Genomic DNA, 26,095 nt, shown 5'->3' on the forward strand with positions numbered 1-26,095 from the left:
ACGGCAGGCGAATGCCTTGATCCCGGTCAGGCCGCGTTCGGGGAGCGCATTTCCGGCAACGGCAGGGCGCTGCGGAAAGTGTTGCGGCCGGCCTGCTTGGCCTCGTACAAGAGCAGGTCGGCCCGTTTCAGCAATTCCGCCGGGCTGACTTCCTCGTCGCGGTAATAAGTCAGGCCGATGCTGGTCGAGACATTGGCCAGGATGCCATCCAGCTCGAACGGCTGCTGCATGGCGTTCACGATTTTCATGGCTGTCACGGCGGCATCGTCGGGCTTGGAGATGTGGTCCATGATGATGGTGAATTCATCCCCGCCCAGCCGCGCCACGGTATCGCTGGCGCGCACGGTATTCGACAGGCGCGCTGAAAATGCCTTCAGCAGCGCATCGCCGACAGCATGGCCATACGTATCGTTGACCGGCTTGAAGCGGTCGATGTCCAGGTACATCACCGCCATCAGGCCGCCGCTTTCGCGGCATGCCACCATGGTTTCGTTCAGCTTTTGCAGGAAGCCGGCGCGGTTGGTCAGCCCGGTCAGCGCATCGACCTGCGACAGGCGCAACAAGCGCTGTTTCTCGCGCTTTTGCGCCGTCACGTCCTGGCGCATCACGTGGAAGCCGATCACGGTGATGCCATCTTCGTCAAACTGGGGAATGTAGACGACGTCGTAGGTGCGCAGGTAGTCGCCGTTGTCGTCCTCCTCCTCGAAGGTCAGGGTTTCGCCGCGCAGGACACGGGCGATATAGGGCTGCAGCATGGCGTAGCGCTTGTCGCCTACAGTCTCCTGCACCGTGCGCCCCGTCACTTGCAGGCCGGTCTTGCTGAATTCGCGTTCATACGCAAGGTTGTGGAAGCGGTAGATTTCCTCGAAATCGACGTAGGCGATCATGGCCGGCAGCGTGTCGGCGATGGTGCGCAGGCGCGCTTCGCTCTCGCGCAGCGCCATCACTGATTTTCGCACCAGCGTGATGTCGTCCAGCGTGCCGACATAACCTGCAATCGCAGCGTCGATCACGATCGGCGCCACTTTGATCGAGGTCCAGACGACTTTTCCGTCCGGATGCACGCAGCGCAGCGTTTCCTGGAAAGCCTGCTGCGTGGTATTCAGGTGGCGCAGCGATGCGCGCAGCATGTCGCGGTCGTTGGGATGAACGGCATTGAACCAGCCGTCGCCCAGGGCCGTTTCGCGCGACATGCCGGTAATCGCTTCAAAGGTCCGGTTGACATAGCTGCATTTGCCATCCTTGTCGGCGCGCACCAGGCCAAGGGGTGAGGCGTCGTTGACGGCCTGCAGCTCCGCCTGGTTCTGGCGCACCGCCATTTCGGAACGTTTGCGCTCGGTGATGTTACGCGCCGTGACAGCGACTCCGTCCTCGATGGCGACGATCTGGTGCCGCAGCCAGAGCTGCTCGCCGAAGACAGTCGATTCGAATTCTTCTTCCAGTGGTTCGCCGGTGCGCATCACGCCAAGGCATTTGTCGAACAGGCCTTCGCTATGCCAATGCGGCAGCATATCCCCCATGCGCTTGCCGAGCGCTTCATCGGCGGCGTGGCCGAGGACGCGCGCACCGCGCTCGTTCACGTCGACCAGGATGAAGTCCGTGATTTCGCTGTTGTTGCCGCCGGCGCGGCAAGCCTTGATCAGGAACAGGGCGTCAAGGCTGGCGTCGACTGCGGCGTGCAGCTTTTCGCGCGCATATGTCGCCTCGCGGGTGCTTACACGCAGTCGCTGCGCCTGCTGCGTCAGCAGCAAGCTGAAGACCAGCACCACGACCGAGACGATGGCGGTAACGCCAAAATAAAGGCGCCGCTGGCTGTAGTACTTGGCCAGCGCGTGCTCCTTGGCGTCGCCCACCACGGCGGTCAGCGAATAGCGCGGCATGTCGCGGAAGCCGTAGATGCGCTCGGTCTTGTCGATCGGCGTCTTGAGCAGCAGTTCTTCCGGCAGGTTGACCGGATCGGACGGCGCCACATAGTCGATGGTATCCGTGATGAACAGCTTTTCATCAACCCGGCCAGTGGCCAGGGCGGTGTCGCGGCTGATCAGCATGACCAGGCCGCCTTCGTCCACATGCAGGCGATCGTAATCCTCGACAAAATAGGCCGGATCGATCATCAGCACGATGACGCCGGCAAACTTGCCGGCCCTGTCGTCCAGCCGGCGTGCGATCTGGATCTGCCACTTTTTCGTAATCGGTTCCACCATCGGATTGGTGACCAGGGCCGCGTCGGCGGCGGTGGTGGACAGGGCCTTGAAGAATCCCTGGTTGGCGGAGTTGGCCGGGAAGGCGCCGTGCATGCTGTCCAGCAGCTTGCCGTTGGCGTCGATCAGGGCGATCGGCAATTCGAGGCGGGCCGGCATGACGGAGTCCAGCAAGCCACCACGTTTGCTGAATTCAGGCAGGCGCAGGGCGCCGTTGGTTTCTTCGAATTTGAGCTTGAAAAGCTGGGTCGCGTGGTCGGCCTGGCGCAGCAGGTGGCCGGAGTGTTCGGCCAGCGTGCGCGCCAGCGAGTGGCTGTGCTGCACGGCGTCGTAATGCGCGCTTTCGGCGTCCTGCCTGACCTGGTAGAAGACGTCGGCCCACATGATCACCAGCAAAACCAGCGTGAAAGAGGGCAGCAGTATCATGCGATACAGCTTGCGGAAAATCTGACGGGCGGTTGATGTTGGCACAGGCTCATTTTGCACTCAAACCCCGGCAGCGGGGGCAAAAAAGCGGAGCGATGCAGCCTTGCCGCCACCATCATTCGCAAAATGCCGGGAAATACTGTCAAATCGCTATTAGAATAGGCGTTCACCTCCTACAGGAATCAAGTCTTGACCGAACTGAATCTCACCCTCGCCGCGGCGCGTGCCCTGCACCTGGCGGCGCAGGGCTTGCTGCAGCCGCGCCGGCGCAAGGCGCAAAAGGCCGACGTGCTGCAGGCGATCCGCGGCATGGGCGTGCTGCAGATCGACACCATCCACGTGGTGGCGCGCAGTCCCTACCTGGTTTTGTGGAGCCGCCTGGGCGATTATCCCCAGCCCTGGCTGGAGGAGCACCTGGCTGAAGGCGCGCTGTTCGAATATTGGGCGCATGAAGCCTGTTTCGTGCCGATCGAAGACTACCGCCTGCTGCGCCACCGCATGGTCGACCCGAGCGCAATGGGATGGAAGTATTCGGCGCAGTGGATGCAGGAGCGGCGCGCCGACGTGGACCGGGTGCTGCAGCATATCCGCAGCAATGGGCCGGTGCGTTCGGCCGACTTCGAACGAAGCGACGGCAAGGGCGGTGGCTGGTGGGAATGGAAGCCGGAGAAGCGTTCGCTGGAGGTGCTGTTTACCGCCGGTGAGTTGATGATCGCCCGCCGCCACAATTTCCAGCGCGTATACGACCTGGCCGAGCGCGTATTGCCGGGCTGGAACGACAGCCAGATGCCAGGCATGGATGAAACCCGGCGCGAACTGGCGCTGAAATCCGTGCGCGCCCTTGGCCTGGCACGCAGCGCCTGGGTGGCCGACTACTACCGCACCAAGCCGCCGCGCCCCGACCTGGAAGCGCTGGCTGACCAAGGCCTGCTGCTGCGTGCGCGCGTCGAGGGCTGGAAAGATCCCGTTTTCGTGCACCGCGATCTGGCCGACCTGGCACAGGCCGCCGCCAACGGCAGCCTGGCGCCGACCCTGACCACCATCTTGTCGCCGTTCGACCCGGTGGTGTGGGACCGCCGCCGCGCACTGGACCTGTTCGGCTTCGACTACCGCCTGGAATGCTATACGCCGGCCGAAAAGCGCCGCTTCGGCTACTTCACGCTGCCGATCCTGCGCCGCGGTGCGCTGGTAGGGCGCATCGATGCCAAGGCGCACCGCCGCGGCGGCATCTTCGAGCTGAAAAACCTGGCGCTGGAACCGGGCGCCCGCGTGAGCGGGCGCTTCGTGCGCGACGTTGCTGGCGCCGTGCAGCGCCTGGCCAACTGGCACGCTTGCCCGCATGTGCAGGTGCAGGCCAGCGATCCGCCCGAATTCGCAGCCACGCTACAGGCGGAGCTGGACGCACAAGGAGTCGCACAATGAAGCTGGCCCCCGCACCGCAACGCGTGGTCGGCGCCGACGGCAAGCCGTTACTGGGCCGCTTTTCCGGCGCGACGGATTCCTTCGACTGGCATCTGCTGGCCGGCGAACATGCGCGCAGCAGCCTGTGGCGCCGCTTCCACCACAAGAAATGGCATTACGTGTCGCTGGTTTCCGAGCATGTGATGGCCGCAGTTGCCATTGTTGACCTGGGCTGGACCAGCACCTGCTTCGCCTATGTTTTCGACCGCCACGACAACGACATGATGGCCAATTTCTCGCAAGACGGCCTGCCGGGCCGCATGTCGGTCGGCGTCGGCGGGCACGCTGGCGCCGCCAGCTGGTTCCGCACGCGCAGCACGCAGATCAGCATCGAGCCGCTGGAAGGAGAACGGTACCAACTGGCCCTGCGCTGCCCTTACATGGAAATCGACGCCGAATTCGGGCCGCCGATCGCGCCGCTGCTGCTGGCCACGGGACCGGTGCAGGGCGGGGCGCTGCACGGCACGCAAAAGTCACCCGGCATGCCTTTGAGCGGCCAGGTGCGCACCTTCCGCGACGAATACAAGCTCGATGGCGGCGTCGCCAGCTTCGATTATTCGAACGGCCTGCTGGCGCGCGAGACGTCATGGCGCTGGGCTTCCGGGCATAGCCTGGAAATGGGCTTCAACCTGCAATCAGGCTATTTCGGCGGGAACGAAAATGCGCTCTGGATCGATGGCGAAGTAGTGCCGCTGGCGCCCGCGCATTTCATTTTCGACCCGCACGACCCGATGCAGCGCTGGCATATCTTCACGGAAGACGACCAGCTTGAATTGTTCTTCACCCCGGACGGGGCGCGCCGCCAGAACCGCAACCTGCTGGTGGCCGCCAGCCGTTATATCCAGCCGGTGGGCCACTTCAGCGGCTGGGTGCGCGGCGAACCGGACGGGCCGAAACGCATCGTCACGCAGCTTGCAGGCGTGACCGAGGATCACTATTCACGCTGGTAAGGGAGCGCCGCCATGAGTATCAGGAATATGGACAGCCTGTTCGAGCCCGGCTCGGTGGCCATTGTCGGCGCCTCGCTGCGGCCCGAGCGCATGGGTACCCAGGTGATGAACAATATGGCCGAAAGCGGTTTTGCCGGCGCGATCTGGCCGGTCAACCCGAAGTACGAGCAGCTGCGCGGCATCCCGTGCTATCCGCGCCTGTCGGCCTTGCCGCGCACGCCCGACCTGGCCATCATCTGCACGCCGCCGGACACTGTAGCCGCGCTGATCGCCGACCTGGGGGGGCGGGGCACGCGCGGCGCCATCATCCTGACCCCGGTCAGCGACACCATCCGCCAGCAGGTCATGCGCGCCGCGCGCCCCTACCTGCTGCGCATCCTCGGCCCGGGCGGCATCGGCCTGGTGGCGCCATTGGCAGGCTTGAACGCCAGCGCCGCCCACGCCGGCGCCAAGCCGGGCAAGACCGCCTTCATTTCGCAATCGGCGACGCTCATGACGGCGGTGCTGGACTGGGCGCAGCTGCATGGCATCGGCTTCTCGCGCGTGGTATCGGTGGTGGAGGGCGGCGATATCGACCTGGGCGACATCCTGGACTACCTGGCGGCGGACGACGACACCAGCGCCATCATCATGCACATCGAATCGGTGACCTGCGCCCGCAAATTCATTTCGGCCGCCCGCCTGGCCGCACGCGGCAAGCCGGTGGTGGTGCTGAAGGCAGGCCGCAGCGGCGACGACAAGGTTTATGACGCGGTGATCCGCCGCGCTGGCATGCTGCGCGTGTATTCTTCGGCCGACCTGTTCGACGCGGTGGAAACGGTGGCGCGTGCCAGGCCCACGCGCGGCACGCGCCTGGCGATCATGAGCAACGGCAGCGGCACCGGCAAGCTCGCGGCCGACGCCCTGCAATATGTGCACGGCAAGCTGGCGCAATTTTCTCCCGACACCGGCAAGCGCCTGCGCAACGAACTGCCGCCCGGTCTGTTGCTGGCCAACCCGATCGACATCGGCGGCGAAGCCAGCGCCGAGCGCCATGTTGCCGTGGCCGGCGCCTTGCTGGCCGACCCCGGCGCGGACGCGCTGTTGATCGTGCACGCGCCATCGTCGGCGGCAGCCAGCACCGGCGTGGCGCAGGCTCTGGCGCCGATGCTGCGCCAGAGCGGGCGCAGTGTGCTTTCCTGCTGGCTGGGCGGCGCTTCGGTGGCGGGCGCACGGCAGGTATTTGCCGATGCCGGCCTGCCGACCTACGACACGCCCGAAAAGGCGGTGCGCGCCTACAGCCAGGTGGTGCAATACTCGCGCAACCAGGCCTTGCTGATTGAAGTGCCGGGCCAGGTGCCGGCGCATTCGGTGCCGGAGCGGCAGGCTGCGCGCAACCTGGTGCAAGCCGCGCGCGCCGCTGGCCAGGGCGAGCTGGCGCCAGCCGACCTGGCCGCACTGCTGGCAGCGTACGGCCTGCCCTTGGCAAGCGAGCCGGCCGGCGGCAATGTGCAGCAGCTGCGCATCGCCATGCAGGTCGATCCGGTCTTCGGCCCCGCCATCAGTGTCGGCCTGGGCGGCAGCGCCGGCCGCGTGGTGGACGACCGCGCCGTCGGCCTGCCGCCCTTGAATACCGTGCTGGCGCGCGACATGCTGCGGCGCACCGGCGTCGGCCGCGCCCTGGCCGATGAGCGCGAAATCCTGTGCGGCGCCCTGGTGCACGCCGCCGAACTGGTGGCCGACATCGGCGAAATCGCCGCACTGGAGATCGATCCCGTCACCGTGGTGGACGGGGTGCTGCAGGTGCACGGCGCCCGTGCCGTGCTGGGCCCGCGGCGCGCCGAAAGCAGCATGGCGATCCGCCCTTATCCGCAGGAGCTGGAGCAGGAAATCCAGTGGCAGGGCGGCCCCTTGTTACTGCGCCCGATCCGGCCGGAAGATGCGCCGGCCCACGTGCGCTTCTTCAGCCAGCTCGACCCCGACGACGTACGCTTGCGCTTTTTCTCGGCGATGAAGGAGTTGCCGCCGACCCAGCTTGCACGGCTGACCCAGATCGACTACGACCGCGCCATGGCCTTTATCGCCACCCGCACCGGTGCCGATGGCCAGGCGGAAACGCTGGGTGTGGTACGGGCAGTGGCCGACCCGGACAACCAGAAAGCGGAGTTCGCGATCATCGTGCGTTCCGACCTGAAAGGAAAAGGGCTGGGAAATATCCTGTTCCAGAAACTGCTTGACTATTTCCGCAGCCGCGGAACGCGTGAAATCACGGGTGAAGCGTTGTCGGAGAATATCGGAATGCAACAACTTATGCGCAGATTTGGCGGAACAGTGACGGCGTCGCGAGAAGCTGGTATGGTTGATCTTCGCCTTGCGCTGGATGGGAAAACCTCCTAAATTGGGCAGGGCGTGTGACGTTACATTGATGTACGTCAAAGCGAATCTGTCGGGCTTATTTACACTTGTACTTCCGTTTCCGCGTAGCGATATTTGGGAGCAAGAATGTTAACGGCCACATATACATTAGTTGCGTTATCCGTTGAACAGGCTAACGTGCGCCTTAGCCTGCTGTCGTTTCAAAAATACGTGCAATCGACGCTGTTGCGGCAACAGCGCCTGACCCTGTCCCAGCTTGAATATGCTTGCGAAACCCTGGAGCGCCTGTACCAGGCCTGCCATTGGCGCAAGATCGAGCTGTACCTGATTCCCGCGCTGCAAGATGCGACGGAACAAGCCAACCAGTTGCTGGACGAGCTGAGCCGATTGAACCAGTCTGCCTTGTCGGTGATCCGGCGGCTGCAGGCGGACCTCGATTCGGCGGTGGAATACAGCGAACAGCAAGTGACGGAAATTTGCCAATCGATTGAGACTTTCTGCACCGTGCTGCTGCAGCGCCTGGAGAAAGAGGAAAAGGAACTGTTTGCGATCGCCCGCGCCACCATTGGCGGCGAAGCGTGGTTCGATATTGCGAACAAGTTCCTGGCCCATGATGCCCAAGTGGTGGAAGCGCGCCGTGTCCCGGCCTCCGCCGAAAAAGACAGGAAAGCCTTGTTGGAAGCCAAGCAGGTGCGTGCCTCCCTGCGAAGTGAAGACGAGGCCGCAGTTCCTGTGCCGAAGCTGCGCTACCACCGGCGCACGCGTTCGGCCCATCGCGCCGCTGCGGATACGGCCTGAACACGCCGTGCCTGCATTCGCCGCCCCTGTCGGGCGGCGCTGCGCTATGATGGTGGTTTTGATCCATTCATAGCACATCTATGTTTGAGTTCCTTTTCAAGCAGCAGGCCAGCCAGGCCAGTGTTGCCGGCCAGCCCAGCTCCGGCGGACCGCAGGCACCGCTTGGCACTCCCGCAGAACGCCGCTCGGCGCAAGCCGAGCTGGCCCGCAACCTCGCGGGCGACGAAGCTGCTGCGGTTGAGCTTATCCTGAACAGTGAATTTGCCGACGTGCGCCTGGCGGCAGCCGAACATGTCGTATCCCAGGATGCGCTGGAGAAAGTGCAGCAGGCGGTGCGCAACTCGGACCGGCGGGTGGCCAAGCTCATGCAGGGGCGGCTGGATGCGATCCGGCACGTGCAGGCCGAGCAGAAGCAGGCGCAGGCCTCTATTGCTCTCGCGCAGCGTTTGTTGGCAGATGAAAAGCTGACCCCGAACCTGGTGGCTGACCTGGACCGTCAATGGAAGGTGGTTGATGCGGCGCCTACGGCGGCGGCTGAATTTGCCCATATCCGCAATGCGCTGGCCGAGCGGCTGGAAGCCCAGGTTTCCCTGCAGCGCGCCATGATCGATGCGCTGGCAGCCTTGCGCAAGCATCCCGATGCCGCCGAGCTGGCGCGGCTGACCGCCGAACATGAAGCCCATATGGCGGCGCCCGAACGGGCTTCCCTGCCGCGCCACCTGCTGAACGATTTCGATGCCACACTGGCGGCCGAGCGCGCCGCGCAGCCGCCGGCTGCCAACGCCGCCCTGGCCATGCCGGCGTCCCCCGCGGCGCAGGCCGCGGCCAGCCCGGGCACGGAGGACAGCGCCGCGCCTGCCCCGATGGCCAGCGCGCCCGCGCCGGCGCAAGGCGACGCCGTCCTGCATGCCGACGGCCACGATGCCACTGCCGCCCGCGCAGCGCGCCCGCCACGGGAAAAGCACAAGCCGTCGCCTGCCGAGCAGGAAGCCAACCGCCAGTTCATGGAACTGGTGGAAGCCATGGAGGCAGCACTGGCGCAAGGCCAGCTTCATATTGCCGCCGAGCACGATAAAACGCTGAAAGAAAGCAAAACCGGCCGCTTGACGCCGGCCCAGGCCGAGCGCCTGGCCCATGTGCGCGCTGACTTGAAGCGCCTGGGCGACTGGGCACGCTGGGGCGGCAACGTCTCGCGCGAAGAACTGGTGCACGCCGTGGAAAGCCTGCCGGCCGAAGGCCTCGGCATGAGCGAGCTGGCCAAGAAAGTCGGCAGCATGCGCGAACGCTGGAAGGCGCTGGATGGCGTCTCCGGCGCCGCACCCAAGTCGCTGTGGGAAAAATTCGACGCTGCCTGTACTGCCGCCTACGCCCCCGCCGCCGCCCATTTCAAGCAATTGGCGGATGAACGCCACTCCAATGCTGCAAAAGCGCAACAGCTGGTCGACGAGGCGAATGCCCTGATCGCGAGGGACACAGCGCAACTGGAAGCCGCCGGCGGCGCCGAGGTCGACCGCGAGGAATCGGCCTCCGGCAACCTGCCGCACACCCATGACTGGCGCACGCTTGCTTCATCGACGCAGCGGCTGCGCCAGGCCTGGGGCCGCCTCGGCACCATCGACCGCAAGGACAAGAAGCGCCTGGACACGGCCTTCAGCAAGGCAATGGACGCCTTGATGGCGCCCCTCGATTCGCAGCGCAAGATCGAGGTGGCGCGCCGCGAGCAATTGATCGAGGAAGTCGGCAAACTCAATCCGCTCGAACGCCACACCATCGATACTCTGCGCCGCCTGCAGGAATCCTGGCAAGGCCACGCCCGCGCCCTGCCGCTGGAACGCAAGACCGAGCAGGCGCTGTGGCAAAAATTCCGCGCCGCCTGCGACCAGATTTTCGCCCGGCGCAAGGAACACGCCCACGCGGCCGACCATGAGCGCAAGGCCCACTTGCACGCACGCGAGGCGATTTGCGCGGGCCTGGAATCGGCCACCTTCGAAGGCGACGACAAGGCCGTATTGGCCGCCATCGGCAAAGCGCTGAAAGATGGCGCCGCCGCATGGCATGCCTCAGGCGTAGTGCCGCGCGCCAGCGAACAGAAAATCGACCAGCGCTACCGCGCCGCCGTCGGCGCCCTGCAATCGCAGGCGGAATCCATCCGCAAGCGCGCCGGTGCGGCGCAAGCCAGCGCCCTGCGTGAAAAACTGCGCCTGGCGCAGGCGCTGGAAAGTGCACTGGCCGAGGCCGGCGATATCGATGGCGCCGCATGGAGCAATCGCTGGCAGGCGCTGGCGGCCCTGCCTGCCGAGCAGGAGCGCACCCTGCGCACCCGCTTTGACGCCGCACTGAAAGCGGCCGGGGAGGGCGCCGCGGCGCGGGCCGCTTATGCCGGCCAACTGGATACCAACCGTCAACCCCTGCTGTCCGAAGTGCTGCGCCTCGAAATCATGGCCGGCATCGACAGCGGTGCTGAATTTGCGAAAGACCGATTGAAAATGCAGGTGGAAGTATTGCAATCCTCCCTCAAGTCCGGCCAGAAGCCGGCCAGCCACTCCGCCCAGTTACTTGCCCTGTGTGCCATGCCCGCACTGGTGGACGCACGCACTGCCAGCCGCATCGAGCAGTTGTTCCGTAAGATTGGCGCGGAGGGGAAATGATCGAAGTACGGATCCAGGCCGAAGATTTCGACCTGACGCAAGAAATGGCGCAACTGCGCGCCGGCAACGCTAAAGTTGGCGCTATAGTCAGCTTCGTCGGCACGGTGCGCGACTTGAACGAAGGCGCCTCCGTTGCAGAAATGGAGCTGGAGCATTACCCCGGCATGACCGAGCAGTCGATCCAGGCCATCATCGACCAGGCCAAGGTACGCTGGCCGATTTATGGCGCGCTGGTCATCCACCGCGTCGGGCCGCTCAAGCCCATGGACCAGATCGTGCTGGTGGCGGTCACTTCACCGCACCGGGGCGAGGCATTCTCGGCTTGCGAATTCATCATCGATTACCTGAAAACCGAGGCGCCGTTCTGGAAGAAAGAACAGACGCCGGAAGGCGCCCGCTGGGTCGATGCGCGCAACAGCGACGATGAAGCTTTGAGAAAGTGGTCTTGAAAACTGTCAACGCGTCCTTAGATTGTCGTTGACAATTCATCAGGAGCGTTCGACATGCGTCAAGACAAACTTACAACAAAACTGCAGGAAGCACTCGCCGATGCCCAGAGCCTGGCCGTCGGCAACGACAACCAGTACATCGAGCCTGCGCACCTGCTGCTGGCCCTGCTGAACCAGGAAGACGGCGGCGCGCGTTCGCTGCTGCAGCGTGCCGGCGTGAATGTCGGCGGGCTGGCGCAGGCCTTGAAGCATGCGCTGGAGCGCATGCCCAAGGTGTCCGGCGGCGACGTCACGGTCGGCCGCGAATTCGTCAATATGCTGAACCAGGCCGACCGCGAAACCCAGAAGCGCGGCGACCAGTTCGTCTCCAGCGAGATGGTGCTGCTGGCGATTGCCGAAGACAAGGGCGACGCCGGCAAGCTGGCGCGCGAAAACGGCTTGCAGCGCAAGGCGCTGGAAAGCGCCATCGACGCCGTACGCGGCGGCGCCAAGGTCGACTCGCAGGAAGCGGAAGGCCAGCGCGAAGCCCTCAAGAAATACACCCTCGACCTGACCGAGCGTGCCCGCATGGGCAAGCTGGACCCGGTGATCGGCCGCGACGATGAAATCCGCCGCGCGATCCAGGTGCTGCAGCGCCGTACCAAGAACAATCCGGTGCTGATCGGGGAGCCCGGCGTCGGCAAGACCGCCATCGTGGAAGGCCTGGCGCAGCGCATCGTCAACAACGAAGTGCCGGATTCCCTGCGCGGCAAGCGCGTGTTGTCGCTCGACATGGCGGCGCTGCTGGCAGGCGCCAAATACCGCGGCGAGTTCGAGGAGCGCCTGAAGTCCGTGCTGAAGGAGCTGGCGCAGGACGAAGGCCAGACCATCGTCTTCATCGACGAATTGCACACCATGGTCGGCGCCGGCAAGGCGGAGGGCGCCATGGACGCCGGCAATATGCTGAAGCCTGCGCTGGCGCGCGGCGAGCTGCATTGCCTCGGCGCGACCACGCTGGATGAATACCGCAAATACATCGAGAAGGATGCCGCGCTGGAGCGCCGCTTCCAGAAGATCCTGGTCGACGAGCCAAGCGTGGAAGCGACCATCGCCATCCTGCGCGGCCTGCAGGACAAGTACGAGCTGCACCACAAGGTGGAAATCACCGACCCTGCGATCATCGCAGCAGCGGAGCTGTCGCACCGCTACATCACCGACCGTTTCCTGCCCGACAAGGCGATCGACCTGATCGACGAAGCCGCCTCGAAGATCAAGATCGAGATCGACTCCAAGCCGGAGGTAATGGACAAGCTGGAACGGCGCCTGATCCAGCTCAAGATCGAGAAGGAAGCCGTCAAGCGCGAAAAGGACGAAGCCTCGCGTGCCCGCCTGCAGTTGCTGGACGATGAAATCGCCAAGTTGCAGCGCGAGTACAACGATTACGAGGAAGTGCTGAAGGCCGAAAAAGCCAATGTGCAGGGCACCACCCACATCAAGGAAGAAATCGAGCGCATCAAACAGCAGATGGAGGAGGCGACGCGCGCTTCCAACTGGCAGCGCGTGTCCGAACTCCAGTACGGCAAACTGCCGGAACTGGAAGCGCAACTGAAGCAGGCCGAAGCCGCCGGCGCCGCAGAATCGTCCGGCGACAAGCCGAAACTGCTGCGCACCCAGGTCGGCGCCGAAGAAATTGCCGAAGTGGTGTCGCGAGCGACCGGCATTCCGGTCTCGCGCATGATGCAGGGCGAGCGCGACAAGCTGCTGCACATCGAGGAGAAGCTGCACGAACGCGTGGTGGGGCAGGACGAAGCGATCAGTGCCGTGGCCGATGCCATCCGCCGCTCGCGCGCCGGCCTGTCGGACCCGAACCGCCCGTATGGTTCCTTCATGTTCCTCGGCCCGACCGGTGTCGGTAAAACGGAGCTGACCAAGGCGCTGGCGAACTTCCTGTTCGACTCGGAAGAATCGCTGATCCGCATCGACATGAGCGAATTCATGGAGAAGCACTCGGTAGCCCGCCTGATCGGTGCGCCGCCGGGCTATGTGGGCTACGACGAAGGCGGCTACCTGACCGAAGCCGTGCGCCGCAAGCCCTACAGTGTGATCCTGCTGGACGAGATTGAAAAAGCGCACCCGGACGTGTTCAACGTGCTGCTGCAGGTGCTGGACGATGGCCGCATGACGGACGGACAGGGGCGCACCGTGGACTTCAAGAACACGGTGGTGATCATGACCTCGAACCTGGGCTCGCAGAAGATCCAGTCGCTCGACGAAGCTGATCCGGCAGTGGTGAAGCTGGCGGTGATGGCCGAAGTACGCGGCCATTTCCGTCCCGAGTTCATCAACCGGATCGACGAGATCGTGGTGTTCCACGGCCTGGACGACAAGCATATCGGCTCGATCGCCCGCATCCAGCTGCAAATCCTGGAGCAGCGCCTGAAACGCATGGACATGGGCATGGAAGTGAGCGACGCCGCGCTGCAGAAGATCGCCGAAGCGGGCTACGATCCGGTGTATGGCGCACGTCCGCTCAAGCGCGCAGTGCAGCAGCAGATCGAGAATCCGTTGTCGAAGCTGATCCTGGAAGGCCGCTTCGGCCCGAAAGATACGATCCGCATCGAAGCCGACGGCAACGAGCTGGCCTTCCGCAAGGCCTGAGCTCAGCGGCCAGGCGTCCGGCAGACAACTTGCCGCCGGCGCCGGGCTTCTCCGGTGGCAGCCGAAGTCCAGGGGCGATAAACGTATGGATCTCGATAGGAGCACTGCATGAATGAGTCAAGGTTGGCGGGCCGGCTGGCGTTCCTGCGCGAAGCAGAGCGGCTCAAGAGTGTCCTGCGCAGTGGCTTTACCTCGAGCGGCCGGCCGGAGAGCACCGCCGAGCATAGCTGGCGGCTGGCGCTGATGGCGCTGGTGTTCGCCGACGAACTGCCCGGCCTCGATCTGGCCCGTGTGCTGAAGCTGTGCATCGTGCACGACCTCGGCGAAGCAATCCATGGCGATATTCCTGCAATCCACCAGCATGCCCATCCCGGCAAGTCAGCGCAGGAACGCGAAGACTTGCACATCCTGGCGCGCGACCTCGACCCGCTTCTGCGCGCGGAAATCATCGCCCTGTGGGACGAGTATGAAGCCGCCGCCACGCCAGAAGCCCAGGCGGTAAAAGCCTTCGATAAACTGGAAACCATCCTCCAGCACAACCAGGGCGATAACCCGCCCGGTTTCGACTATGCCTTCAACCTGGGGTACGGCCGCAAGCACACTGCCACGGCACCGTTATTCGTGAGGCTGCGTGAAATGGTCGACGCCGAAACAAGCCGGCGCCAGCAGGGCGCAGCGCCGATCAGACGCGGGAGCTGAAGAATTCGGTCGGCGGGCAGCCGAAGGTCTTGCGGAACATGGCAGTGAAGGCCGACTGGCTCGAGTAGCCCAGCGCATCGGCCACTTGCGACAAGGGCATGCCGCCGGAAATCATCGGCGCGGCGTGCGCCAGCCGGGCCTGCTGGCGCCACTGGCCGAAGCTCATGCCCAGTTCTTTTTCAAACAGGCGCGCCAGCGTACGCTCCGAAGCACCGGCTTTGCTGGCCCATTCCTCTAAAGTCTGGGTCGCGCCCGGATCGGCAAGCAAGGCATCGCACAGGCCTTTCAGGCGTTTGTCGCGCGGCATCGGGACGCGGATCGGGCGCGTTGCCAGGTGCGGCAGTTCATCCAGAATCAGGTTGCTGATCAATTGGGAGCGATGGCTTGGCACTTCCTGATCTTCCTGCTCCAGCGCCATGACCAGCTCGCGCAGCAGCGGTGACACTTCGAGTACCTTGCATGGTTCGCCGGGGAACGGATCGTAAGACGACACGAAATAGACAGGGCGCAGCCGGGCGGCCGCGATCACGCTCAGCGAGTGTTCGACATTGGCCGCGGTCCAGATCGCGCGTTGCGGCGGCACGATCCAGCTGCTGTCCATGGCGTTCAGGCGGATCACGCCGTTCAGTGCCAGGGTCAGTTGCGCGCAATCGTGGGAATGCCATTGCAAGGCCCGTTCGCAAATCAGGTCACGGGCGATCATGGTGACAGGCTGTCCGTCGCTCGGTTCGCGGCGGCTTTCGTGTGGTCCGGTATGGGTGACGACCTGGATCGGCATGGGTTGGCGGTTTTGCGATAAATGATGTCATCCTAGCTCAAAACAGACGCTCTAGGTTTTCCTACAATATTTCCATTCTCAATAGGAACGAGGTACGGAATGGATAATCAAACCTTACGCACGGACGCCCGTGTGATCGGCCTGGTCGGGCTGGCGCACGGCGTCTCGCACTTTTACCACCTGATCCTGGCAGCGCTGTTTCCCTGGCTGAAGACGGCCTTTGGCCTGAGCTACTCCGAACTGGCATTGCTGATGACGGTATTCTTCGTCGTTTCCGGCATTGGCCAGGCCCTGGCCGGCTTCGTGGTCGACCGGGTGGGCGCGCGCCGTGTGCTGTTCGCCGGCATGGCGATGCTGGGCATATCGGCCCTGGTGCTGTCGAACGCCCAGAATTATGCCGGCCTGCTGGCGGGCGCGCTGATGGCAGGCATGGGCAACAGCATCTTCCACCCGGCCGACTACACGATCCTCAACCAGCGCGTATCGCGCGACCGGTTGGCGCATGGCTTTTCGGTGCACGGCATCAGCGGAAGCCTTGGCTGGGCTGCTGCGCCGCTGTTCCTGACGGGAGTAGCCAGCGCCACCGACTGGCGCACAGCCCTGTTGTCGGCGGCTGCACTGCCTGCGATTGTGCTGGCGATCCTGTGGTGGAACCGTGAAGCGCTGCGAGCCGACCCGATTGCTGCGCATGCGCCCGGCGCCCAAAACGGAGGGTCGCTTGACTTCCTGCGCCTGCCTTCGGTGTGGATGTGTTTTGGATTTTTCTTCCTGACCGCGCTGGCGCTGGGCGGCATCCAGAGTTTCGCCTCGACCGGCCTGGTCAAGCTATACGGGATGTCGCTGGCGATGGCGACCAGCGCGTTCACAGCCTACATGCTGGCATCCGCGGCAGGCATGATGCTGGGCGGCTTCCTTGGCGCTGGCCGCAAGAACCATGACCGCACGATTGCCGCCGCATTCGCACTGGCTGCCGTACTGGCGCTGTTGCTTGGGCTGGCGGTTGTACCTGCCTGGGGCGCGCTGGTATTGATGGCGCTGGTCGGCTTCTTCTCCGGCATAGCCGGCCCATCGCGCGACTTGATGATCCGCGCCGCCGCGCCGAAGAATGCCACGGGCCGCGTGTATGGCGTGGTGTACTCCGGCCTCGACAGCGGCCTGTCGGTCGGCCCACTGTTGTTCGGCCTGATGATGGACGCCGGCAAGCCGCAGTTTGTCTTTGCCGGCATTGCCTTCTTCCTGCTGCTCGCAATCGCCACCGCCACAGGCGTCGGCAGCCGCACCCGCGCCACTGCCGGCGCCGCCGCGTAAATAGGTTGCCAAATTCGGTGCCAGGTCTGTCATTTGGACAGACGGCACATTCCTTTGATCTTTCTCAATACGCAAAATGACCCAGATTTGCGTATTGAGCTAAATCAAAGATATTGTGTCTGTGTCCGAATGACAGACCTGGTACCGACTTTTTTGGGAGTGATGCTATGAGTTTTGCTACGACTGACCTTTGTGATGACAATCCTGGCATGCTGGATGACGGTAGCCTGCAAGTGCTGTCGCCATTTTTCCGCCACTTTGGCAAGCGGGCCCGGTTTGCCGGGCCGGCGGCGACGCTGAAGGTGCATGAGGATAATGCGCTGGTGCGTGCAACCCTGGAAACCCCGGGCGCGGGAAGGGTGCTGGTGGTGGACGGTGGGGGCAGCTTGCGCCGGGCTTTGGTCGGGGGCCAGCTTGGTTTGCTGGCACAGAATAATGGCTGGGCTGGCGTGATCGTCGATGGTTGCGTGCGCGATAGCGCGGAATTGGCGGAGTGCGATGTCGGCATCATGGCCCTGGCTACGCACCCCCAGCGCAGCGCGCGCGATGGTGTCGGTAAGCGTGATGTGAACGTGCAGGTTGCCGGCGTGGCCATCCAACCAGGCGACTGGATTTATGCGGACCTGGATGGGGTGCTGGTGGCACGGCAAAAGCTTGCCTGATATTGTTGCGCTTTCCACGATGTGAAAACATCGTTTCATGCGATGGAAAGTGCACCAATTCAACCAACCTTGTTTCTCTCGAAATGAGAAATTACGTTCCGTATCATGGAATATTGCTGCTAAGCGCATGATTCGTCGAGGATAAATAGTGCTCATGTGTCTTATGTAAGACAGTGTTGCACCCAAACAATCAAGCCTAAGATATCCCTAACGGTTTTCGTTTTCTAACGCTTTCGTAGGAGATCATCATGGCAACTCGCGCCGAACAAATCGCTGCTTTGCAGCACGATTGGGATACCAATCCACGCTGGAAAGGCGTCACCCGCACCTATAGCGCGGAAGACGTGGTGCGTTTGCGTGGTTCCCTGGCCATTGAACACACCCTGGCAAAGCGCGGCGCGGAAAAGTTGTGGCACCTGGTGAACAACGAGCCTTTCGTCAATGCGCTCGGGGCCCTGACCGGCAACCAGGCCATGCAGCAGGTGAAGGCCGGCCTGAAGGCGATTTACCTGTCCGGCTGGCAGGTGGCGGGCGACGCCAACCTGGCCGGCGAAATGTATCCGGACCAGTCGCTGTATCCGGCCAATTCGGTGCCGATGGTTGTTCGCCGCATCAACAACACCTTCCAGCGTGCCGACCAGATCCAGTGGTCCGAGGGGAAGGATGATATCGATTATTTCGCGCCCATCGTGGCCGACGCGGAAGCCGGCTTCGGCGGCGTGCTGAACGCCTTTGAGCTGATGAAGGCCATGATCGAGGCGGGCGCTTCCGGCGTGCACTTTGAGGACCAGTTGGCGTCCGTGAAGAAGTGCGGCCATATGGGCGGCAAGGTGCTGGTGCCTACCCGCGAGGCGCTCGAAAAGCTGGCCGCTGCGCGGCTGGCGGCCGATGTGATGGGCACGTCGACCCTGGTGATTGCACGCACCGACGCCGAGGCGGCGGATTTGCTGACTTCCGATGTGGACGATAACGACAAGCCTTTCTGCACCGGCGAACGGAGCGTGGAGGGCTTCTACAAGGTCCGCAACGGTCTGGACCAGTCGATCGCGCGCGCGCTGGCCTATGCTCCTTACGCTGACCTGGTGTGGTGCGAAACCGGCAAGCCGGACCTGGCCTTTGCCAAGGCATTCGCCGAAGCCGTTCATGCCCGGTTCCCGGGCAAGATGCTGGCCTATAACTGCTCGCCGTCCTTCAACTGGAAGAAGAACCTGGACGACGCCACCATTGCCAAGTTCCAGAAGGAGTTGGGCGCCATGGGCTACAAATTCCAGTTCATCACGCTGGCGGGCTTCCATTCGCTGAATTACGGCATGTTCAACCTGGCCCACGGCTATGCGCGGCGCCAGATGTCGGCCTTCGTGGAGTTGCAGGAAGCCGAGTTCGCGGCCGCAGCCAGGGGCTTCACCGCCGTCAAGCACCAGCGCGAAGTCGGTACCGGCTACTTTGACGCCGTGACCCTGGCCATCCAGCAGGGCCAGAGCTCCACCACCGCGCTGCACGGTTCGACCGAAGACGCGCAGTTCTTCGACGAAAACAAGAAGGTCGCCTAACCGCGGGTCATGAACACGCAGTCCAGCAGGATCCCCGACGGGTGCTGGTACTGCATGCTTTCGATGGCGCGATAGCCTGCTGCTTCGTAAAAGGGCACGGCATTCAGCGAGGCGTAAAGGTGCAGGGCCGTGGGGTGGCTGGCCAGCTGCTCCAGGGCGCGCATCAAGGCCTTGCCGACGCCTCGGCCGGCAAAATGCGGGTCCACGAAGACCGCATCGACTTCATTGCGTTCCCGTTCGAGGATGGCGTAGCCGGCGAGTTCGCCGCCGATGTGCGCCTTGATGCCGCCGCCTTGCTTCAGGAGTGCGGGATAGGCCGCAGGGGCCGGGGCCGCGGCCCAGGTGTTCAATATATCCGGCGCGTAATGGGCGGCGCATTGCTTGCGAAGCGCGCGCGTGCGCAGTTCCCACAGGGCTGGAATGTCGGTGCTGGCAGCTGGCAGGAAGGCAATCATGCGGCCAGTGTACCGCAGGCCATGATGCGCATGAGATAATGCGGGCAAATCTTATCTTCCCGCCTCTCTTTTATGTTCAGTTACCGCCACGCGTTCCATGCCGGCAATCATGCCGACATCCTCAAGCACTTTGTCCTGGTCCAGGTCCTCGAATACCTGAACCAGAAGGACGTGCCGTATACCTATATCGACACCCACGCCGGCGCCGGCGTCTACTCGCTGGACAGCGCGCAAGCCACCAAGACTGCCGAATTCGAGACCGGCATCGGCCCGTTGTGGGAGCGTGATGACTTGCCGCAGCCGCTGGCCGACTACGTCCAACTGATCAAGGACCTGAACCCGAGCGGCAAGCTGCGCTTCTATCCTGGCTCGCCGTATTGCGCCGAAATCGTGGCGCGCGAAGAAGACCGCCTGCGCTTGTTCGAGCTGCACCCGTCGGATGCCAAGATCCTTGCCGATAATTTCTACAAACTGGAGCAGCACCAGGCTGCCAATGGCCGTCGTCCGACTGCGCGCGGCAAGCGCGTGATCGTCAACAAGGCCGATGGTTTCCTCGGCGTGAAGGCGCTGCTGCCGCCGCCGTCGCGCCGCGGCTTCGTGCTGTGCGATCCTCCTTACGAGGACAAGCAGGACTACAAGAAGGTCACCGAGATGCTGAACGATGCGCTGAAGCGCTTCCCGACCGGCACGTACGCGGTCTGGTACCCGGTGCTGCAGCGCATTGAGGCGCGCAACTTTGCCGAGCGCATGAAGCACTTGCCGGCCAAGAGCTGGCTGAACGTGACCCTGTGCATCAGCACGCCGACGCCTGACGGCATTGCGCTGCACACGAGCGGCATGTTCCTGCTGAATCCGCCGTACACGCTGGAGCCGATACTGCGCCAGGTGCTGCCTTATCTGGTCCAGGTTCTGGGCCGTGATGCCGGCGCCCAGTTCACGCTGGAGAGTGGTGATGCGACCACAGCGAAGAAAGGTGCGTCGCGCAGCGCATAAAAATATTGCCAAGACTGCACTAATGGGTATAGTCTTGTAACCATGTGTTTTAGCAATGGGGAAACCCATGACAGCCGTGGTTGAAAGTGAAGTGCCGATTCCAATGCCGTATGCCAATCAGTTCTTCTTGGCACGGCAACCCATCCTCAACCGCAGCCAGCGGCTCGTGGCCTACGAGCTGCTCTATCGAAATGCCGAAGTCCATGAAGCCCATGTGACTGACGGTGCCCATGCCACTGCTTCCGTCATTGCCCATGCTTCCGAGCTGGGCATGGAGCAGGTGGTTGGCGACCAGCTTGCCTTCGTCAATGTCGATACGACGGGGTTGATGAGCGATTTCATTCACTTCCTGCCCAACGATAAGGTCATCCTCGAGGTGCTGGAGTCGGTGGAGCCGACGCCGGACGTGCTGAGGCGGGTGCAGGAGTTGAAGCAGGCGGGCTACAAGTTCGCCCTGGACGATGTGGCGGGCGAGAGCGAGGCGGTGACGGCTTTGCGGCCGCTGATGGACGTGATCAAGGTCGACATCAAGCAGATCGAACGCGGCCGCTTGCCCGAATTGACGCGCTACCTGCGCAATCCGAACCAGAAGCTGCTGGCCGAGAAGGTGGAGACGGTCGAGGAGTTCCGCGAATGCATGGACCTGGGTTTTGAGTACTTCCAGGGCTATTATTTTGCGCGGCCGGTAATCCTGAGCGGGAAGAAGATTACGCCTTCCCAGTTGTCCATCATGCACTTGCTCGACTTGCTGAACCAGGATGCGGACCAGCGCGAGGTGGAGCGCAGCGTCAAACATGACCCCTTGATTTCCCTGAACCTGCTGCGGCTGGTGAATACGCCGTCGGTGGGAGCGCGCTTCCGCATCAATTCGGTCGGCCACGCCTTGATCGTCCTGGGGCGGCGCCAGTTGCAGCGCTGGCTGCAGATCCTGCTGTATGTGAAGGGCTCGGAATTCGATTCGCCGCTGCTGCAGATGGCGACCACGCGCGGCAAGACCATGGAGCTGGTGATGGGGCATACGCGGCCTTCCGAGAGGGTGGCGGCGGATATCGGCTTCACGGTTGGCATCATGTCGCTGATGGATGCGCTGTTCTCGGTGCGCATGGGCGAAATCCTTGATAGCGTCAATGTGCTGGACGAGGTGCGCGATGCGCTGCTGCATCGCGAAGGCGAACTGGGCCTGGCGCTGCGCCTGATCGAACTGATCGAGCGGGCGCAGGAGGGGCAGGAACTGACCGGCATCCTGCACAAGCTCGAGCTGGCGCCCTCGGCGCTGTATGCCTTGCAGTGCGAGGCGTTCGAGTGGGTCAATGAATATGCCCACTCGGTTCAATAGCCTATTGGGCCAGTAGCAGGAAAACCGTAGGCTTCTTGTGGAAGTCCGGCGCCTTGCCGGAGTCAAGCAGGCCTTTCCATTGAGCGCCCGTGCGGGTGTGGATCGTTTCCGTTGCCAGGCTGATGTCGGTGGCCACGCAGATCAGCGTGCTGCTGTGGCATGCGCCGACCAGCGCTTCCAGCATGGCGGCGTTGCGGTAGGGCGTTTCGATGAACAGCTGCGTTTGCTTTTCCTGGCGCGAGCGGGTTTCCAGTTCTTTCAGGCGCTTGGCGCGTTGCGCGGCATCGGTCGGCAGGTAGCCGTTGAAGGCGAAGCTCTGGCCGTTCAGGCCGCTGGCCATGACGGACATCAGGATGGAGGAGGGGCCGACCAGCGGGCGCACCGGGATGTGGCTGGCGTGGGCCAGGCGGACCAGGTCGGCACCGGGATCGGCCACCGCAGGGACGCCGGCCTCGGACAGCAGGCCGACATCGTGGCCGGCTTTCAGGGGCTCGAGCAGGGCTTGCAGCGCTTGGGCCGGCGTGTTGATGTTCAGCTCGCTGATGGCGATTTCCTGGATCGGCTTGGCGGTGCCGACTTGTTTCAGGAAGGCGCGCGCGGTCTTGGCGTTTTCGGCGACGAAGTGGGTGAGCTGGCTGGTAAGCTGCTGCACGTGCTGCGGGATGACCTGGTCCAGTGATTCGGTTGGGCCCAGGGTGTTAGGGATTAAAAACAGTGTTCCAGTCATATTACTTGGTAAAGAAGGTGACGCCGGCGGCGCGCAGCATGCCGGTCAATGCGATCAGAGGCAAGCCGGTGAGGGCAGTCGGATCGTTGGAGTCGATGCGTTCGAGAATGGCGATGCCCAGCGCTTCGTTCTTGGCGCTGCCGGCACAATCATAGGGCTGTTCGAGGCGCAGGTAGGCATCCAGTTCTTCATCCGGCAGGTCGCGGAACTTGACCGTGGTGCGGATGTCTTCAAGCTGGTGGGTATTGTTGCGCCCATCCCACAGGCACAGGGCGGTATGGAATACCACTTCGCGGCCGCGCATTTTCTGCAATTGGGCCAGCGCATTGGCATGGTTGCCAGGTTTGCCGATTTGTTCATCGTCCAAAGTGGCGACCTGGTCGGAGCCAATAACCAGTGCGCCCGGATGGCGGCAAGCCACGGCGGCGGCCTTTTCACGGGCCAGTCGCAAAGCGGTGGCGGACGGTGATTCGCCCGGTTGAGGGCTTTCGTCGATATCCGGTACGTCGACTGTGAAGGGCAGCTGGAGGCGCGACAGCAGTTGCCGGCGATAGGCCGAGCTGGATGCAAGGATGATGTTGGTTGTTTTCATCAGGGAAATGTTATATGCTCTCTGCGCCGTAGAAAAAGAGCGAAAAGTCTCGCAAGTCTTTGACGTGGTGTGGAAAATCCTGTTATTATCGCAGGTTTTCGAGGGAAATTTTAGCCAATGAATGCTTTTGAGATCGACGCTTTTGAATTTTGTCGGACCAACAGCAGCAAGGAAGGGGTAGCTCCCGTCGCTGAAATGACCCGGTTTGGCAAGGAATGCGCCAATACTTCCGGTGAGGTGTCCTGGAAGGTGGAAGGCGGTTCCAGCAAGCAGGGCTACCCGCAGCTGCGCCTGACCGTTGCCGGTAAAGTGCAACTGGTGTGCCAGCGCTGCCTGAGCCCGTTTGAATATGAAATCGATTCATCGACCATCCTGCTGCTCGGCAAAGATGACGCGGATGCGGACGAGATCGAGGAAGTCATTGACGATGAAAGCATTGACGTCATCGTTGGTGCGCGCTCCATGAATCTCATGGACCTGGTTGAAGATGAGGCCCTGCTGGCCTTGCCGCAAGCGCCGAAGCACGAGGTGTGCCCTGATACCTCGCTGGTCGACTCTGCGAAAAATGAGAAGGCATCGCCCTTCGCCGGCCTGAAAGGCCTGAAAACGAATTAATCGGTTTGTAGTAGCAAAGAACGTGTCAAAACGCGTGCAGTAATCGAGTTTGGCATGGATGTAAAAGCTCGATTCGCATGTTTTTGCGCATCGGATGTGTTAAAATCTTAGAACTTTAGTATTAGGAGTCATCATGGCTGTTCAACAGAACAAGAAATCCCCGTCGAAGCGCGGCATGCACCGTTCGCACGATTTTCTGGTAGCACCGAACCTGGCCGTTGAGCCAGTGACCGGCGAAACCCACCTGCGTCACCACATTTCGCCTAACGGCTTCTATCGTGGTCGCAAAGTGCTGAAGACCAAGAACGACGAGTAATCGACGTTTGTAGCCTTTGGCCACAAGACAAAGCGGTGCTACGCAGGTTCTCTGACGTCGCGCCGCTTTTTCTTTGAGTTATACAATGACAATCAAAATCTCTATCGACTGCATGGGTGGCGATCATGGCCCCTCAGTTACCATTCCCGCAGCAATCTCTTTCCTCAAGCACGAACCGAACGCCGAGCTGATCCTCGTTGGCCTGGAAGACGTTATTCGCGCTGAATTGAAGAAGCACCACGCCGAGGCCGAACCGCGCCTGACTATCCTTCACGCATCTGAACAGGTCACCATGGATGACCCGCTCGAGGTCGCTTTGCGCCGCAAGAAGGATTCGTCGATGCGCGTGGCCATTGAGCAGGTCAAGGCGGGCAATGCCGCCGCGTGCGTTTCTGCCGGCAATACCGGCGCGCTGATGGCAGTCTCGCGCTATGTGCTGAAAACCATGCCTGGCGTCGACCGCCCGGCGATCTGCAGTATCCTGCCTAATCAGAAGAACGGTCCGACCTACGTGCTGGACCTGGGCGCCAACGTGGATTGCGAGCCGCACCACCTGCACCAGTTCGCGATCATGGGTTCGGTGCTGTGCCAGGCTGCCGAGGGCATTGAGCGCCCAAGCATTGGCTTGCTGAACGTGGGTACCGAAGACATCAAAGGTAACGAGGTGGTCAAGGCCACGGCGGAGCTGCTGAAGGCCGACCATGCGCGCGGCGCCCTGAATTTCCACGGCAACGTGGAAGGTAATGATATTTTCAAAGGCACCGCCGACGTGGTGGTGTGCGATGGCTTCGTCGGTAACGTAACGCTGAAGGCGGTGGAAGGCCTGGCGCGTTTGGTGAAGACGGTGCTGACAACCGAATTCAAGCGAAATCCGATCACCATGCTGGGCGCCCTCATTGCGCGCTCGGCCCTGAAGCAGATCGGTAATCGCCTGAATCCTGCCCGCTATAACGGCGCTGGTTTGCTGGGCCTGCGCGGCCTGGTGTTCAAGAGCCATGGCGGGGCGGAGGCGGAGGCCTATGAATGGGCGATCCGTCGTGCATATGATGCGGCAAAAAACGACGTACAAGAGCATTTGTCGGCAATGATTGCCGAACTGATGCCGCAAGAAGAGCCGCCAACCGAACCGAGAGACACGCATGACCCTGTACAGCAAGATCGTAGGCACGGGCAGCTACCTGCCTGAGAAACGCGTCACCAACCATGAACTGGCGACCCAACTGGCTGCCAAGGGTATCGAGACGTCGGACGAGTGGATTGTGTCGCGCAGCGGCATCTCCGCTCGCCACTATGCGGAGCCGGAACAGGCTTCGTCCGACCTGGGCGTGATCGCTGCCAGGCGCGCGCTGGAAATGGCCGGCATGCAGCCGGACGATATCGACCTGATCATCGTCGCCAGCTCGACGCCCGACTTCTACGGCAGCTTCCCCAGCACGGCCTGCATCGTGCAGAAGAAGCTGGGCATGACCAACAACTGCGCGGCAGTGGACGTGCAAGCCGTGTGCAGCGGCTTCGTCTATGCGGTGTCGACTGCGGACAGCTTCATCAAGTCCGGCATGCACAAGAATGTGCTGGTGATCGGCGCCGAAGTTTTCTCACGCATCCTGAATTTCGAAGACCGTACCACCTGCGTGCTGTTTGGCGATGGCGCTGGCGCGATTGTCATGAGCGCGTCGCAAGAGCCGGGCATCCTGGCGTGCAAGCTGCATGCGGACGGTCGTCATTCCGATGTGCTGCGCGTACCGGGCAGCCTGTCCAACGGCGCCATCGCCGGCAGCGCTTTCCTCTACATGGATGGCCAGGCGGTGTTCAAGCTGGCAGTGTCGGTGCTGGAGAAGGTGGCGTACGAGGCGCTGGATGCGGCCGGCATGACCTCCGGGCAGATCGACTGGCTGATCCCGCACCAGGCCAATATCCGCATCATGAACGGCACCGCCAAGAAGCTGGGCATGGCGCCGGAAAAGATGGTGGTGACTGTCGACCAGCATGGCAATACTTCCGCCGCTTCGATCCCGCTGGCGCTTGACGTCGCGGTGCGCGATGGCCGCGTGAAGAAGGGCGATGTGGTGATGATGGAAGGTGTGGGCGGCGGCTTCACCTGGGGTGCCGTCCTGGCGCGCATGTTATAAAATGCAGTCC

Annotated in this window: 22 protein-coding genes; 17 read left to right on the forward strand and 5 right to left on the reverse strand. The window is 62.7% G+C overall.

The window, feature by feature from the left end:
• Positions 1 to 26 precede the first annotated feature (26 nt).
• A complete protein-coding gene (locus ASE26_RS29365) occupies positions 27 to 2,627 on the reverse strand; it encodes a diguanylate cyclase domain-containing protein (RefSeq protein WP_055936207.1) in 2,601 nt (866 codons plus the stop codon).
• A gap of 189 nt (positions 2,628 to 2,816) precedes the next feature.
• Here ASE26_RS29365 and ASE26_RS29370 point away from each other — a divergent pair, with 189 nt between their 5' ends.
• From ASE26_RS29370 to ASE26_RS29405, 8 genes are all read left to right on the forward strand, one after another.
• On the forward strand, positions 2,817 to 4,049 hold the full coding sequence (locus tag ASE26_RS29370; RefSeq protein ID WP_055936210.1) for a winged helix-turn-helix domain-containing protein: 1,233 nt from the start codon (positions 2,817 to 2,819) through the stop codon (positions 4,047 to 4,049).
• The gene (locus tag ASE26_RS29375; RefSeq protein ID WP_057247401.1) at positions 4,046 to 5,038 is read left to right on the forward strand and encodes a DUF2804 domain-containing protein; all 993 of its coding nucleotides are present in this window, start codon (positions 4,046 to 4,048) and stop codon (positions 5,036 to 5,038) included. The genes ASE26_RS29370 and ASE26_RS29375 overlap by 4 nt, the downstream gene beginning before the upstream one ends.
• A 12-nt stretch (positions 5,039 to 5,050) precedes the next feature.
• On the forward strand, positions 5,051 to 7,414 hold the full coding sequence (locus ASE26_RS29380) for a bifunctional acetate--CoA ligase family protein/GNAT family N-acetyltransferase (protein ID WP_057247402.1): 2,364 nt from the start codon (positions 5,051 to 5,053) through the stop codon (positions 7,412 to 7,414).
• Positions 7,415 to 7,570: 156 nt separating this feature from the next.
• Complete coding sequence (locus ASE26_RS29385) at positions 7,571 to 8,191, forward strand: hemerythrin domain-containing protein (protein ID WP_055936218.1); 621 nt, start codon at positions 7,571 to 7,573, stop codon at positions 8,189 to 8,191.
• Positions 8,192 to 8,271: 80 nt separating this feature from the next.
• The gene (locus tag ASE26_RS29390; RefSeq protein WP_057247403.1) at positions 8,272 to 10,839 is read left to right on the forward strand and encodes a DUF349 domain-containing protein; all 2,568 of its coding nucleotides are present in this window, start codon (positions 8,272 to 8,274) and stop codon (positions 10,837 to 10,839) included.
• Positions 10,836 to 11,288 (forward strand): molybdopterin synthase catalytic subunit MoaE, encoded by a 453-nt coding sequence (moaE, locus tag ASE26_RS29395; RefSeq protein WP_200953852.1) that lies wholly within the window; start codon positions 10,836 to 10,838, stop codon positions 11,286 to 11,288. Before ASE26_RS29390 ends, moaE begins: the two co-directional genes overlap by 4 nt.
• A gap of 54 nt (positions 11,289 to 11,342) precedes the next feature.
• Entirely contained in the window at positions 11,343 to 13,925 is a 2,583-nt protein-coding gene (gene clpB, locus ASE26_RS29400; protein WP_055936224.1) for an ATP-dependent chaperone ClpB, read from the forward strand.
• A gap of 108 nt (positions 13,926 to 14,033) precedes the next feature.
• Positions 14,034 to 14,624: an HD family hydrolase gene (locus ASE26_RS29405; RefSeq protein WP_057247404.1), complete on the forward strand. Its 591-nt coding sequence runs from the start codon at positions 14,034 to 14,036 to the stop codon at positions 14,622 to 14,624.
• On the opposite strand, the gene ASE26_RS29410 is transcribed toward ASE26_RS29405, so the two are convergent.
• Entirely contained in the window at positions 14,608 to 15,402 is a 795-nt protein-coding gene (locus ASE26_RS29410; protein WP_057247405.1) for a helix-turn-helix domain-containing protein, read from the reverse strand. The genes ASE26_RS29405 and ASE26_RS29410 overlap by 17 nt on opposite strands.
• A 99-nt stretch (positions 15,403 to 15,501) precedes the next feature.
• Here ASE26_RS29410 and ASE26_RS29415 point away from each other — a divergent pair, with 99 nt between their 5' ends.
• From ASE26_RS29415 to aceA, 3 genes are all read left to right on the forward strand, one after another.
• A complete protein-coding gene (locus ASE26_RS29415) occupies positions 15,502 to 16,710 on the forward strand; it encodes an MFS transporter (RefSeq protein WP_057247406.1) in 1,209 nt (402 codons plus the stop codon).
• Between the two features lie 167 nt (positions 16,711 to 16,877).
• The gene (gene rraA / locus ASE26_RS29420) at positions 16,878 to 17,372 is read left to right on the forward strand and encodes a ribonuclease E activity regulator RraA (RefSeq protein ID WP_055936236.1); all 495 of its coding nucleotides are present in this window, start codon (positions 16,878 to 16,880) and stop codon (positions 17,370 to 17,372) included.
• 248 nt (positions 17,373 to 17,620) lie between these two features.
• Positions 17,621 to 18,922, forward strand: coding sequence for an isocitrate lyase (gene aceA / locus ASE26_RS29425; RefSeq protein WP_055936239.1), 1,302 nt, complete (start codon positions 17,621 to 17,623; stop codon positions 18,920 to 18,922).
• Here aceA and ASE26_RS29430 read toward each other — a convergent pair.
• Positions 18,919 to 19,377 carry a GNAT family N-acetyltransferase gene (locus ASE26_RS29430; protein ID WP_055936242.1) on the reverse strand — a complete coding sequence of 153 codons (459 nt, stop codon included), beginning with the start codon at positions 19,375 to 19,377 and terminating at the stop codon, positions 18,919 to 18,921. The genes aceA and ASE26_RS29430 overlap by 4 nt on opposite strands.
• 72 nt (positions 19,378 to 19,449) lie before the next feature.
• Here ASE26_RS29430 and ASE26_RS29435 point away from each other — a divergent pair, with 72 nt between their 5' ends.
• A complete protein-coding gene (locus tag ASE26_RS29435; RefSeq protein WP_055936245.1) occupies positions 19,450 to 20,370 on the forward strand; it encodes a 23S rRNA (adenine(2030)-N(6))-methyltransferase RlmJ in 921 nt (306 codons plus the stop codon).
• A gap of 67 nt (positions 20,371 to 20,437) precedes the next feature.
• Entirely contained in the window at positions 20,438 to 21,706 is a 1,269-nt protein-coding gene (locus ASE26_RS29440; RefSeq protein WP_057247407.1) for an EAL and HDOD domain-containing protein, read from the forward strand.
• 1 nt (position 21,707) lies between these two features.
• Here ASE26_RS29440 and ASE26_RS29445 read toward each other — a convergent pair whose 3' ends face one another.
• Positions 21,708 to 22,433, reverse strand: a complete 726-nt coding sequence (locus tag ASE26_RS29445) for an SAM-dependent methyltransferase (protein WP_055936250.1) — start codon at positions 22,431 to 22,433, stop codon at positions 21,708 to 21,710.
• A 1-nt stretch (position 22,434) separates the two neighbouring features.
• On the reverse strand, positions 22,435 to 23,025 hold the full coding sequence (locus tag ASE26_RS29450; protein ID WP_057247408.1) for a Maf-like protein: 591 nt from the start codon (positions 23,023 to 23,025) through the stop codon (positions 22,435 to 22,437).
• Between the two features lie 117 nt (positions 23,026 to 23,142).
• Here ASE26_RS29450 and ASE26_RS29455 point away from each other — a divergent pair, with 117 nt between their 5' ends.
• The 4 genes from ASE26_RS29455 (at position 23,143) to ASE26_RS29470 (ending at position 26,085) form a co-directional block, all read left to right on the forward strand.
• Positions 23,143 to 23,640 (forward strand): DUF177 domain-containing protein, encoded by a 498-nt coding sequence (locus ASE26_RS29455; RefSeq protein ID WP_055936256.1) that lies wholly within the window; start codon positions 23,143 to 23,145, stop codon positions 23,638 to 23,640.
• A 133-nt stretch (positions 23,641 to 23,773) separates the two neighbouring features.
• On the forward strand, positions 23,774 to 23,956 hold the full coding sequence (gene rpmF, locus ASE26_RS29460; protein ID WP_055936259.1) for a 50S ribosomal protein L32: 183 nt from the start codon (positions 23,774 to 23,776) through the stop codon (positions 23,954 to 23,956).
• Positions 23,957 to 24,041: 85 nt separating this feature from the next.
• Positions 24,042 to 25,142 carry a phosphate acyltransferase PlsX gene (gene plsX, locus ASE26_RS29465; protein WP_082507540.1) on the forward strand — a complete coding sequence of 367 codons (1,101 nt, stop codon included), beginning with the start codon at positions 24,042 to 24,044 and terminating at the stop codon, positions 25,140 to 25,142.
• Entirely contained in the window at positions 25,096 to 26,085 is a 990-nt protein-coding gene (locus tag ASE26_RS29470) for a beta-ketoacyl-ACP synthase III (RefSeq protein ID WP_057247409.1), read from the forward strand. The genes plsX and ASE26_RS29470 overlap by 47 nt, the downstream gene beginning before the upstream one ends.
• Positions 26,086 to 26,095 lie beyond the last annotated feature (10 nt).

It is taken from the genome of Duganella sp. Root198D2, assembly GCF_001428585.1.
Lineage (GTDB): Bacteria > Pseudomonadota > Gammaproteobacteria > Burkholderiales > Burkholderiaceae_D > Rugamonas.